Below are 13,475 nucleotides of genomic sequence, written 5' to 3' on the forward strand. Positions count from 1 at the left end.
ATGTAAGGAAACATTCACCATGCAAAACGTACAGTTACTTATTCACGGCCAATCTGTTGCAGCAAGTTCAGGACAAACTTTTCAAAGAATCAGTCCAATTAATGGCTCAATCGCATCAACGAGTGCAGCAGCGACTTTAAGCGATGTTGATCGTGCAATTGAGTCAGCGCATGAAGCATTTAAAACTTGGTCTGTTCTATCACCAACAGACCGACGTTTAAAATTGCTTAAAGCTGCAGATTTGATGGATCAAAAAACTGAACAGTTTATTCAAACTGCAATACATGAAATAGGTTCAACTGCGACGTGGTATGGCTTTAATGTCCATCTTGCTGCCAATATGCTGAGAGAAGCAGCAGCCATGACTACACAAATTGATGGAAATATTATTCCATCAGATGTTCCTGGCAATATCGCTATGGGTGTTCGCGTTCCATGTGGTGTCATCGTTGGTATGGCGCCGTGGAATGCTCCTGTTATCTTAGCCACTCGTGCCTTAGCGATGCCTCTGGCTTGTGGGAATACAGTCGTACTTAAAGCATCTGAAGCTTGCCCTGCAACACATCGATTAATTGGGGAAGTACTTCATGAAGCAGGTATTGGCGATGGTGTTGTCAATGTCATTACTCATGCTCCGCAAGATGCTCCACAGATTGTAGAGCGTTTAATCAGTCATCAATTGACTAAAAGAATTAATTTTACAGGTTCAACGCATGTAGGACGAATAATTGCACAAACTGCAGCGAAATACCTCAAACCAGTGTTGCTGGAACTTGGTGGCAAAGCACCGGTCATTGTATTGGAGCAAGCGGACCTGGACGAAGCCGTTAATGCCATCAGTTTCGGCGCTTTTTTCAATCAGGGACAGATCTGTATGTCGACAGAGCGTGTTCTTGTGGATGAAAAAATTGCAGACCAATTCATCGAAAAATTGATCAATAAAGTTCAGAATATCAGAGCAGGAAATCCACTTGAGAGTCAAGAACCCCTGGGCGTTCTAGAAAGTTTAAAAGCTGCAACAAGAATCAAAAATTTAATTGAAGATGCACGTGAAAAAGGTGCATATTTACCACTAGGTTTAAGCATTGATGGTGCTATGATGCAACCTACTATCGTAGTTGACGTCACTAAAGATATGCAGATTTATGCCGAAGAGTCTTTTGGTCCTGTGTGCACCGTTCAACGTTTTAAAACTGTTGATGAAGCAATCGATTTAGCAAATGACTCAGAATTTGGATTATCTGCAGCAGTTTTTAGTCAAGATTTATCCCTAGCTCTAGATGTTGCTAAACGTATCGAATCAGGTATTTGTCATATTAATGGTGCAACCGTTCATGATGAAGCGCAAATGCCTTTTGGTGGCGTGAAACAAAGTGGTTATGGACGATTTGGGAGTAAAGTCTCAGTTGCAGAGTTCACTGAGCTGCGTTGGATCACCATGCAAACCAAAACTCGTCACTACCCTATTTAACGAATATTTCAAAGAGTTGACATGAAGTCAGCTCTTTTCGTTGGAAAAGAATAGCTAAAAATACATGGAGTGAAAACAATGTCGAATATGACGGTTCATACGCATAAATATCCTGAGCGATTTGTTAAATTAGGCAGTCACGAGATTGAGTTTCAATCTAAAAATGGCACTTTGTATATTTCCCCAAAAGAACAACTTAAACCATACCCACAAAAAATTACTGACCGTTTAATTCAATATGCTCAAACACATCCCGATCGTGTATTCGCAGCAAAACGTGGTCATGATGATGAATGGATTAAGCTTACATACGCAGAAACATTAGATCGAGCATGGCGTATTGCACAAAGTTTGAAACAATATTCACATCTTTCAATTGAACGTCCTATTGTCATTCTATCTGGAAATGATCTAGAGCATCTTACTTTGTCAATGGGAGCAATGCTTGCAGGGATTCCATTCTCCGCAATTTCTCCTGCCTATTCACTTATTTCTAAAGATTTTGGCAAGCTCAAACATGTGTTTGATGTTCTAACACCAGGTTTGGTTTTTGCTAATGATGGTCAAGCTTTTGCTAAAGCGATTGAACATTGCTGTGATACAGATGATATTGTGATCGTTACGAATTCTGGAAAATTTGGTGAGAAAAATTGCCTTGCTTTCTCTTCACTCCTCTGCTCTGAAATTAGTGATATTAAAGTTCATTATGAGACCATTGATGAACATCAAATAGCAAAATTTCTATTTACATCTGGCTCAACTAAAATGCCGAAAGCGGTACCTACAACGCATCTAATGCTATGTACCAATCAACAGATGCTGCTTCAGACCTTCCCTGAGTTTGAAGAGACCCCCCCAGTATTAGTTGATTGGTTAGCATGGCATCATACTTTTGGTGGCAGTCATAATGTAGGAATCGCACTATATAACGGCGGCACAATTTATATTGATGACGGCAAGCCAGTTCCAGGAAAGATGGAAGAAACCATCAGGAATCTTAAGGAAATTGCACCTACTGTGTATTTAAACGTTCCTAAAGGATGGGAAGAAATAACCGTAGCACTTGAACAAGATGCTGAGTTACGTGAAAAATTTTTTAGTCGAGTTAAAATTTTGTTTTTTGCTGGTGCTGCACTATCAGAAGCTGGTTGGAACAGACTTGACCAAATCGCGCAGTCACACTGTGGAGAACGTATTCGTATCATGAGCGGTTTGGGGATGACTGAGACTGCACCATCATGTGTGTTTACAACTGGTCCCAAAGTAATGGCTGGGTTCATTGGATATCCAGCTCCAGGTTGTGAAGTGAAATTAGTTCCTTATGGTGACAAACTTGAGTTTTGTGTTCGTGGTAAAAATGTCATGAAACATTACTGGCGTCTACCTATGGCACAACAAGCTGACATCTTTGATGATGAAGGCTTTTATCGCACCGGAGATGCTGTGAAGTTAGTGGATCCATCCGATCCGAGTCAGGGACTCATGTATGATGGCCGTATAGCTGAAGATTTTAAGTTGAATACAGGTACCTTTGTCAATGTTGGAACATTACGCAATAAAGTTCTCATTACAGGTAATCGACTTATTCAAGATGTTTGTATTACCGGTTCTAATTTAAGTGCGATTGGATTTTTAATATTTCCCAAAATTGCAGATTGCGCTGAGTATGCAGGATTAGATTTAAGTCTAGTTGGTGCTAAAGAGGTGCTTCTACACCCTAAAGTTCAACAATGGTTCAAGCAGTTTTTAATTGATTTCAACAAAGATGCGACAGGTAGTTCAAATACTGTTTCAATGCTTTACCTCATGATTGAACCTCCACTTCTTGATGCAGGAGAAACCACTGATAAAGGCAATCTCAATCAAAGTGGTATCTTGAAACGTCGCATAGCAATGGTGGAAGAGTTATACGAAAAAAACATTAATAATCCTCTCATTATTCGCATTCCAACCCTTAGAAATTAACTCAACTTTTTTATTCAGCAGCGTTTAGTCAAACGCTGCTTAGACAGTTGCATTCAAAATTAGGATAACGCTATGCAGAAAGATAGTGATTTTGAGCTGTTTCGGGACAATCATCGACGCTTCCTAGCAGAGTTTGTCGCCCCATATTATGAGTCATGGGAAGAGCAAGGACTCATGCCTCGACAAGTTTGGGATCAACTTGGACAAAATGGATTTTTATGCGTCGATGTGCCTGAACAATATGGAGGTTACGGCGCACCGATATATTATTCACAAATGATCGTTCAAGAAACGGCTCGAGCGGGCTTCTCTGCGTTAGCCGTTGCAATCGGTGGTCAGAGTGAACTTGTTTCACCCTATATCCAGAATATTGGAAGTGAAGATCAAAAACAATATTGGTTACCTAAAATGGTATCCGGTGAAGTTGTTACAGCTATTGCAATGACTGAAGCCAATGCAGGTTCAGACCTACAAGCCATCCGCACTCAAGCCTTATTAGATGGCGATCATTATGTGGTAAATGGCTCAAAAACGTTTATATCGAATGGTCAACATGCAGATCTCATAGTTTTAGTTGCTAAAACTGATCCTCAAGCAAGAGCTAAAGGTATTTCGATTTTATTGGTGGATGCTCATTTAGATGGAGTAAAAAAAGGTCGTGGTCTAAAAAAAATTGGACTTCAATCTCAAGACACTGCCGAATTATTTTTTGACCAAGTCAGAGTTCCTAAAGACCAATTATTAGGTCAGGAAGGTCAAGGCTTTAGCTATCTCATGCAAGAACTTCCACGTGAGCGTTTGAGTATTTCTCTCATGGCATTAGGCGCTTTGCAAGGTGCTTTAGAAATTACTCAAGAATATGTCCTCGAACGTAAAGCTTTTGGACAATCAATTGCACAATTTCAAAATACTCGTTTTGTAATCGCTCAAGCCAAAATTAAAACTCTAGCAGCCGAAGCCTTTGTCGAAAAATGTAAGTCGCTTTATCAACAGGGAGTATTGGATGTAAGCGAAGTTGCGGCATTGAAATGCTTCATCACTGATACCCAATGTGAAGTCATTGATCAACTTCTGCAATTGTTCGGGGGATATGGATACATGCGGGAATATCCAATATCTCGATTTTATGTCGATGCACGTGTTCAAAAAATTTATGGGGGAACCAATGAAATTATGAAAGAAATCGTTGCAAGAGAACTTTTAGGAAAATAACACAAAGATTACCTCTATGTATTAATACTATTTCAGGATGAAATAAAGATGAAAAAATTATGGATCACACCACTTCTATTATGTACCGCTCCAGTATTTGCAAATAATTTTATCGACCAAAGTAAAGTCGAATTAACTGCACGTAACTTCTACTTTGACCGTGACTTTAAAGTTGAGAATAGATACCCCGCATTAAGAGACTGGACACAAGGATTTATCTTTAAAGCGCAATCTGGATTCACCGATGGAACGATTGGTTTTGGTTTAGATCTATTAGCGACCGCAGGTTTTAAACTGGATGCTGATGCTAAATATGGAGGTACAGGAAACTTAATTCGTTCCTTGGCAACCAATGAGCCTGCAGATCAATATGGTGAAGTTGGAGTCACTTTAAAAGCTAAAGTTTCTGAAACCGAGGTACGTATAGGGACTCTTCAACCCATGACTCCTGTTTTAGTCGGCTCTCCAGCACGACTTTTACCTCAAACGTATCGAGGTGTTGCAGTTCAATCTAAAGATATTCAAGGTCTGGATCTCCAAGCATCCTATATTGATGAAGTCAATCAACGTGATTCTACAAATTATGAAGCTATAAAGATCTCTGGAGTAAATGGTCGTTATATTTCTGAAGAAACAGATTATTTGTATTACTTAGGTGGACATTATGACTTGACTCATAATCCATTGCGGTTGACTGCATTTCATATGGATGTTAACGACTTATATCGCCAATCGTTGTTAGGCATAACCTATAAATATCCAATCTCAAATCAATCCACTTTTACAACACAGTTGCGTTACTACATTAGCGATGAAGATGGGACTGCTAAAGCGGGTTTAGTTGACAATAATTTACTTCATAGCCATTCAGAACTTCAACACCAAAACCATAAGTTTATCTTTTCTACATTTCACCACTTTGGAGATACTGCTTTTCCGTACTTAACTGGAGGAGAAACTGGACTAGCAATTGATACTTGGACTGGTGAGTTTTTGAATGCGAAAGAGCGTGTTTATAGCCTGCGTTATGAATACGATTTTAAAGACTATATCCCAGGTCTTCGTTTTATGACCCGCTATACCCATGGTAGCAATATTTACGCACCACAGTTGGGTGGTACAGATTTTTCGGAAGATGAATTGGATTTTGATCTAGCTTACATAGTTCAAAATGGCCCACTAAAAAATTTAGGTTTACGCGCGCGTTACGCGATCTACGATAATGATATGCCGATTACCGCCAATATTAAGCCAGCCAATGAAACTCGTATCAATATTGATTACACGTGGAAATTTAAATAATAACAAAAGGGTTCTTTACTGAGGAACCCTACCCTCTCTAAGGATAATAAGTATGAAATATTTAATCGGCTTATTGGTCTATACCACCACTACATTAAGTTTGGCAAATACCCAATATTCACCACAACCCATAAAACTTGAACCCCTTGCGACATTCAATGTTGAACTCACAGCCCCAGTTTGGGAACTCGGTAAAACTTCAGATTTAGGGCAAAGACGCATTATCCCAATCACTGGAGGAACTTTTTCTGGACCAAGTTTGAAGGGGCGTATTCTTAACAATGGTGCAGATTGGCAAAAGGTCGATAGCAAAGGTTTGGCATATATAGATACGCGCTATTTATTAGAAACTGATGATGGTGCTCTGATTTATTTACAAACTAAAGGTTATCGCCATGCTTCACCACAAGTACTAGAACAATTAAGTCGTGGCGAAGATGTTAATCCCACTCAATATTACTTCAAGTTAACCATGCAGTTTGAAACTAGCTCAGAAAAATATGCATGGCTAAATCAGACAATTGCAGTTGGAAGTGCAATGCGTCTCGGAAAAGCCGTGATCTATGATGCATTTGCAGTGAAATAAATATTAAAGGAGTACTTTTCAATGGAAGAACAAGTTTTATCTAATCTGCCCCCTATTCATCATTTGTTGGGTGGTCATCAACTTCAGTGGAACAAGGAAAAGCGAGAAATTTCAGTTCAATATATTGCTCTTGAAAGTTTTACTAATCCTAGGGGAAGTGTTGAAGGAGGCATGATCTGTGCCATGCTTGATGATGCAATGGGTATTTTAGCCGCCTTAAATCAAACAGAAAAACCAGCTGCCACAATTAATTTAACAATTGATTTCTTCAGACCATGTGAAGTTGGTGAAGTATTAGCAAAAGCGTGGTTCATTAAAGAAGGACGTAAAATTTTAAGCATTCAAAGTGAAGCTTGGCAGCATGGAAAGTTAGTGGCAAAAACCAGTGCTGCATTTATGGTTCTATAAGGATTAAAAAAGAATGGATATCTTAAAATTAAAGGATTGTGTCGATAATGGCAAAATAAGTTCATATCAAAAATTCGTCGTTTTTTTCTGTTTTATTTTATACATTATCGATGGATTCGATTTCATGATAATGGCTTATTTGGCAAGTTCAGTTGCCAATGAGTTTTCATTAACTGGTACTAATATAGGAACTTTAATTAGTGCTGGTTTAATTGGTATGACCGTCTGTTCATTTTTACTTGCACCTCTCGCAGATAAAATCGGCAGACGTAATTTAATTAACCTTTGTCTATTAATCTGTGGTTTGAGCATGTTTGCATCTGCATTTGCCACCGATTTTAAGCAATTGGTTCTGTGCAGATTTTTCACTGGTGTTGGTATTGGTGGTGTTCAAATCAGTGCTATGATTTTGGCCAGTGAATATTCTCCGACTAAATATAAAAGTTTTAGTGTTGGGATATTATCTGCCGGTTATGGGATTGGAGCAATTAGCGGAGCACTACTTGCTGTATATAGCTTAGAAAGTATCGGTTGGAGACAAGTATTTCTAATTGGTGGATTCGTTACTACATTTGCTTTTCTTTGCTCATTGAAATTTTTACCAGAATCGATCGATTATTTATTACTAAAACAACCAAAACATGCTTTGGAAAAATTGAATCAAATTTTCTCTAAAATGCATAAAAAACCAATTCTCACACTCCCCAAAGCATATGTAGAAAATCAAAAGTCTTCTTACGTAGAAATATTTAACCACAAGTATTTAGTTAAATCCCTTGTATTATGGGTTTCTATATTCTTTATTCTTTTTGGTTTTTATTTCGTGATGGGCTGGACACCTAAAATTCTCAATAGTTCTGGTCTAGATAACTCATTATCTATTAAAACTGCCATGATGATCAGCGTGGGTGGTATTTTAGGTAGTTTTATCATTGGTGTTCTTAGTTCTAAAGTCAGCGTATACATCAATCAAATTGCCTTTTTAATCCTCACGTACGTATGTATTTTATTGTTTGTGAACAATACAGATAATTTAAATATATTAATCATCGTTGCCACAACGCTAGGATTCTTTATTAATGGCTGTTTAGCTGGAATCTATGCCATTTCTACACAGCTCTATGAGGCAGATGTACGATCAACAGGCGTGGGGATTGCAACTGGTGTTGGTCGTTTTGGTGGTATTTTCTCTCCAATCATTGCGGGATACTTTTTAGACCTAGGGAACTCGCCTTTAGAATTGTACGGAAATTTTGGTTTTGCATTTGTTTTAGCAGCTATTGCCATTTTCATCATCTATAAGTTAAAACAAAAATCCGTAGTAAATACACCATATGTCGTTTTACAAAAAGAGCCTCAATAATTTATGCTCACGAATATATAACTTTGTATTGTTAAGATAAGTTGTTTCATCAAAATCTATTGATAGAAACAACAAAAGGTCAGTGAAATCACTGACCTTTTTAATTTCTTGTTCAAAGTTTAAATATCAAAGAATACAGTTTCATTTTCACCTTGAATACGAATATCGAAACGATAAACGATCTGACCATCACGCTCTTCACGCTTAGCAATGAGTGTTTGACGACGTGGCGCCCACTCAATACCATTCAAAATTGGGTCTTTCGCATTCGCTTCAGCTTCATCCTCGAAGTAAACTCGAGTATGTAAACCTAAATTGATACCACGCGCAAAAATAACCAGCGCGATATGTGGTGCTTGCTGTGAACCCTTACGTCCAGGAACAGCACCTGGTTTGATCGTATCGAAGCTCCAAAAACCAGTGTCAAAATCCGCACCCGCTCTACCCCAACCTAAAAAGTTTGGATCTGGCTGCTTCCCTTGCGTATCCTGCTGACTTGGATAAACACCATTGGCATCAGCTTGCCAAATTTCTACGAGTACATCGCGAAGTGGTAAACCCAAACCGTCAAAAACTTGCCCTTCGAGGCGAATACGTTCACCTTGAGTGCCATCTTTCACCATTTGATTATTGAAGCTATGCTCAAATACTTCTATACCAGCTTGATTAGGCATTAATCCAATATGGACATATGGACCACCTGTTTGAGATGGTGTTTCATGTAATTCTTCAAATTTCCAGCCATTCATCCTGATGCTCCCTATCAAGTCAAATCATTTTCAAAATATGTCGCACGACGACCACGTAAAGTAATGTCAAAACGATAGCAACGACTATCTGCTTCAATAAAGTTGCTCTTGTCTTCGAGCGCAATTAAAGCTCTTCGCTGTTGTTCTGAAGGAACAGTTTTTAAAATTGGACAGCTATCAATTAATGTATCGCCTTCAAAATAAAACTGGGAAATCAAACGCTGTGCCCAGCCATCTGCCATCACAGAAAAATGGATATGTGCTGGACGCCACTCATTGATACGGTTACGCCACGGATAAGGTCCTGGTTTTATCGTTCTAAAAATGAAGAATCCATTTTCATCTGTGAGCATTCGACCGCAACCACCAAAGTTAGGGTCCATAGCTCCCACATACTGATCATTTGGATGGCGATAACGTCCTGAGGCATTCGCTTGCCATACTTCAATCAAAGCATTTTTAACAGGACGACCAAATTGATCACGTAAATAACCATGAATAATGACGCGTTCACCAACAGGTAAACCATCTTTTGCATAATTTAAAATTAAATCATTGTCTTTAGGACCCAATAAGTCTGCGCTAAAGTGAGGTGCAGTAACCTCGGTTAATGTTTGCGCAATCGAAATCAGTGCATTTTTCGGGGAACGTAATACACTGGTTTTATATCCCGGTGCATATGCTGGTGGATGATCATCTGTATTTCGCTGTGCATAAGCACCCATCAGAATTTGAGACATGAATCTCTCCTTATTCAATTTAAAATATCGTCCGTTTATTTAATTTTCTCAGGCGAAATGCCTAACTCTGCAAATACTTCTTCTGCCATATGCATTGCAGCATTGGCTGCAGGAAGTCCTGCATATAAAGACGCATGCAAAAATAATTCTTTAAGATCATCTTTAGTAACGCCATTGTTGAAACAAGCACGAATATGCATTCTGAGCTCTGCTTCACGCCCCAATGCAAGTAAGATTCCAATCGTCACCAAACTACGTGTATGTCTTGGCAATCCTGGTCGTGACCAAACCTCACCCCATGCAAAACGACTAATGAAGTTTTGAAAATCAGCATTAAATTCATTTAAATTTTCAAGTGAACGCCCGACATGGGCTTCACCCAAGACTTCAGTACGGACTTCTAGCCCCTGCTTATAACGTTCTTCATCATTCATGAGGTTGTTCCTCTTTAAAATTGAAATTATTTGATGTTCAGATGTGCTTAAGACTGAATAAAAGCAAGCAATGCTTGGTTAAATTCAACTGGTCGCTCAATATTGGATAAATGCGATGCATCTATGACTGCAAGTTGACAGTCAGGTATATGTTGTTTTAAAAACTCACCATCATTCACTGTGGTCACAGGATCTAAGCCGCCACATAATGCCAAACAAGGCACAATAATTTTTCCAAGTTGATTGCGTAAATCCGTCTGAGCTAAAGCACGACAAGAGGCTGCATAGCCTTTAGGCTGAGTGACAGACAAACTCTGAATGGTTTTTTGAGCTGTCACATCGTGTAAATAATCAAACTGTTCACTAAACCAACGCGTATGTGTAGTACTGACGATATCAGCCAAACCATTTTGTTCAACCGCATCTGCACGACTCAACCATGCCTCGGCATTTCCAATTTTTGCTGCTGAATTTGCAATGGTAATAGAGTTAAAACGCTCTGGTGCAATTATGCCTAATTGAATCCCAGTAACTCCCCCCATGGAGATACCACAAAAATGCGCTTTTTCTATAGAGAAATGATTGAGTACATCAAGGACATCATTGGCTAAATCAATGATTGTGGTATTTTCAATGACACTACTTCTTCCATGACCACGTGTGTCGTAGCAAATCACATCATAATCTTTGGAAAAATAATCAATTTGGGCTTGCCACATGCCATGATCAGTGCCCAGTGAGTTTGAAAAAATGATGCTTGGTTTTGTATCGTCACCAAAACGATAGACCGCAAGCTGCTGACCATTACGATTATTGATTAATGTCATTATGGTGTACTTCCTTGAACGCTCTCTAGTACCGCATCTATTTGTGCTTGAGTATTTCCTAGATAATGTTGCGGATTAAAAATCTGACGGAGTTGATCTAGATCAAAAATAGCTAATATTTCTGGATTATTTTGTACAACATCGAGTAAGTGTCGTTGTTCGGCAACTGCTTGCTTACAAGCAGCTTCCACAAGATGATGTGCATTCAATCGACCCATCTGAGGTGCGAGTGACATCATCAGTGCTTCAGCCATGATTAATCCTTGCGTGCACTCTAAATTTCTGAACATATTTTCAGGATCTACTTCTAATCCCGTAAATACATCGATTGCTCTACTTAAACTACCCGCCGTCAGTTGAAATAACTCTGGTAACGCTAGCCATTCAGCATGCCATGCACCTAAACTTCGTTCATGTTCTTGTACTAAGCTTTGGTAGATACTTGACATTAATGCAGGGACGCGATTTGCAGCGGCTAGAATTGAAGCAGCTGCAACAGGATTACGCTTATGAGGCATCGTCGATGACCCTCCACGCCCAGCACCACTCGGTTCAAACACTTCTGCAATTTCTGTTTGCATCATGAGTGACCAGTCACGGGCCATCTTGCCCAAGTTTCCTGTAATCGTTGCAAGTACATGTGCAATTTCGGCTACACGATCTCGCTCCCCATGCCATGTACATACGGGTGTATTTAAACCAAGTTTTTGTGCGTAGCTACTCACTACAGCCGAACCATATTCAGTTAATGAAGCTAAAGTACCTACCGCACCACCTAACTGCGCTGTTAAGACATGTTGCTGTAACTGCTGAACACGCTTTAAATCTCGATCTAAACTAGAGAGCCACCGTGCTGTTTTATGTCCAAAGGTAAGCGGTAAACCTTGTTGCAACCATGTACGTCCGATCATCACCTGATCACGGTATTGAATCGTCAGTTTTTTAGTTGCCTGAATAGCCTGGATAAGTTGCTTTTCGATCAGCTGTAACGCATCTTGAGCTTGCAGCATAAAGGCCGTATCAATGATATCTTGGCTGGTCGCACCCCAATGCACATAACGGGAAGCATCTTCATTGATTTTTTTTACAGCAGCAGTGAATTGCTTTACGAATGGAATTGCAATATTGCCAGCGAGACCACTGGACTGTGCCAAATGATCAAAATTAATAATGGAATGAATTTCTTGTGCTGCAACACGTTGAATCGTTTCAGCAGCAATTAAGGGAATAACACCAACTTCAGCTTGAGCTTGAGCCAGTGCAACCTCTGCACGCAACATATATTTAACGAGTGCTTCATCACTAAATATGATATTTACATCATTCTGATAAAACAAACTTGCATATAACTGACTCATAACTTATCCCTATTACGCTTCATCATGTTTTTCACCATAAAGCGTCTTTCCAAAAATTGCTGTTAAACTTTTTCAATAATTAAAGCGATGCCTTGACCCACACCGATACACATAGAGCACAATGCATATTTACCACCAGTTGCTTCAAGTTGATTCAGTGCAGTCGTCACCAAACGCGCACCTGATGCACCCAATGGATGACCCAGTGCAATTGCACCACCATTTGGGTTTACACGCGCATCATCGTCGGCTAAACCTAGGTCACGTGTACATGCCAATGCTTGTGCTGCAAACGCTTCGTTCAGCTCAATCACATCCATTTGCTCTAGTGTTAAACCTGTTTGTGCTAACAGTTTTTTAATCGCAGGTGCAGGACCAAAGCCCATAATGCGAGGTTCAACCCCAACAGTGGTTGCACCAATCACTTTGGCACGAGGTTTTAAACCATATTTTTCTACAGCTGCATCAGACGCAATCAGAATCGCTGCCGCACCATCGTTAATGCCTGATGCATTACCTGCGGTTACTGTACCGTCTGCTTTTACAACAGGTTTTAACTTGGTTAACGCTTCTAAAGTGGTTGATGCACGAGGATGTTCATCTTTTGCCACCACAACTGCATCACCTTTACGCTGTGGAATAGTCACAGGCACGATTTCTTGATCAAAGAAACCGCGTGCTTGTGCAGCAGCCGTACGTTGTTGGCTGGTTAAAGCAAATTGGTCTTGATCAGCACGGCTAATATTGAACTGTTCAGCCACGTTTTCAGCCGTTTGCGGCATGGTTTCAACACCATACATTTCTTTAAGCTTCGGGTTGATAAAACGCCAGCCCATGGTGGTGTCTTCAATCTTTTGACTACGACCAAATGCACTCTCAGATTTACCCATCACAAATGGGGCACGTGACATGGATTCAACACCACCTGCCACAATCACGTCAGCTTCGCCTGCTTTAATGGCACGCGCGGCCATTGCTACGGTATCGAGTGATGAACCACATAAACGGTTGACTGTGGTTGCAGGTACTGTATAAGGAATACCTGCTAAAAGCGCCGACA

General features: G+C 39.8%; 13 protein-coding genes. 7 read left to right on the plus strand and 6 right to left on the minus strand.

Annotated elements, in window-relative coordinates:
- Positions 1-19: 19 nt before the first annotated feature.
- From AC1M87_RS12960 to AC1M87_RS12990, 7 genes are all read left to right on the plus strand, one after another.
- The gene (locus AC1M87_RS12960; RefSeq protein ID WP_481593928.1) at positions 20-1,471 is read left to right on the plus strand and encodes an aldehyde dehydrogenase; all 1,452 of its coding nucleotides are present in this window, start codon (positions 20-22) and stop codon (positions 1,469-1,471) included.
- Between the two features lie 78 nt (positions 1,472-1,549).
- Positions 1,550-3,436, plus strand: coding sequence for a feruloyl-CoA synthase (locus AC1M87_RS12965; RefSeq protein WP_481593929.1), 1,887 nt, complete (start codon positions 1,550-1,552; stop codon positions 3,434-3,436).
- 72 nt (positions 3,437-3,508) lie between these two features.
- On the plus strand, positions 3,509-4,648 hold the full coding sequence (locus AC1M87_RS12970; RefSeq protein ID WP_481593930.1) for an acyl-CoA dehydrogenase family protein: 1,140 nt from the start codon (positions 3,509-3,511) through the stop codon (positions 4,646-4,648).
- Between the two features lie 48 nt (positions 4,649-4,696).
- Positions 4,697-5,950, plus strand: coding sequence for an OprD family outer membrane porin (locus tag AC1M87_RS12975; protein WP_481593931.1), 1,254 nt, complete (start codon positions 4,697-4,699; stop codon positions 5,948-5,950).
- Positions 5,951-6,002: 52 nt separating this feature from the next.
- A complete protein-coding gene (locus tag AC1M87_RS12980) occupies positions 6,003-6,536 on the plus strand; it encodes a DUF3237 domain-containing protein (protein WP_481593932.1) in 534 nt (177 codons plus the stop codon).
- A 21-nt stretch (positions 6,537-6,557) separates the two neighbouring features.
- Complete coding sequence (locus AC1M87_RS12985) at positions 6,558-6,944, plus strand: PaaI family thioesterase (protein ID WP_481593933.1); 387 nt, start codon at positions 6,558-6,560, stop codon at positions 6,942-6,944.
- 13 nt (positions 6,945-6,957) lie between these two features.
- Complete coding sequence (locus tag AC1M87_RS12990; protein ID WP_481593934.1) at positions 6,958-8,307, plus strand: MFS transporter; 1,350 nt, start codon at positions 6,958-6,960, stop codon at positions 8,305-8,307.
- A 119-nt stretch (positions 8,308-8,426) separates the two neighbouring features.
- On the opposite strand, the gene pcaG is transcribed toward AC1M87_RS12990, so the two are convergent.
- The 6 genes from pcaG to pcaF form a co-directional block, all read right to left on the minus strand.
- Positions 8,427-9,056, minus strand: a complete 630-nt coding sequence (gene pcaG, locus AC1M87_RS12995; protein ID WP_092766915.1) for a protocatechuate 3,4-dioxygenase subunit alpha — start codon at positions 9,054-9,056, stop codon at positions 8,427-8,429.
- 14 nt (positions 9,057-9,070) lie between these two features.
- Positions 9,071-9,796, minus strand: a complete 726-nt coding sequence (gene pcaH, locus AC1M87_RS13000) for a protocatechuate 3,4-dioxygenase subunit beta (protein ID WP_092766916.1) — start codon at positions 9,794-9,796, stop codon at positions 9,071-9,073.
- 35 nt (positions 9,797-9,831) lie between these two features.
- A complete protein-coding gene (gene pcaC, locus AC1M87_RS13005) occupies positions 9,832-10,230 on the minus strand; it encodes a 4-carboxymuconolactone decarboxylase (protein ID WP_035269644.1) in 399 nt (132 codons plus the stop codon).
- Between the two features lie 47 nt (positions 10,231-10,277).
- Complete coding sequence (gene pcaD / locus AC1M87_RS13010) at positions 10,278-11,060, minus strand: 3-oxoadipate enol-lactonase (protein WP_171076801.1); 783 nt, start codon at positions 11,058-11,060, stop codon at positions 10,278-10,280.
- A complete protein-coding gene (pcaB, locus tag AC1M87_RS13015) occupies positions 11,057-12,415 on the minus strand; it encodes a 3-carboxy-cis,cis-muconate cycloisomerase (RefSeq protein ID WP_481593935.1) in 1,359 nt (452 codons plus the stop codon). The genes pcaD and pcaB overlap by 4 nt, the downstream gene beginning before the upstream one ends.
- 62 nt (positions 12,416-12,477) lie before the next feature.
- The coding region (gene pcaF, locus AC1M87_RS13020) for a 3-oxoadipyl-CoA thiolase (RefSeq protein WP_481593936.1) at positions 12,478-13,475 on the minus strand (998 nt) is incomplete at its 5' end.

It is taken from the genome of Acinetobacter sp. 24-47-62 (assembly GCF_056779765.1).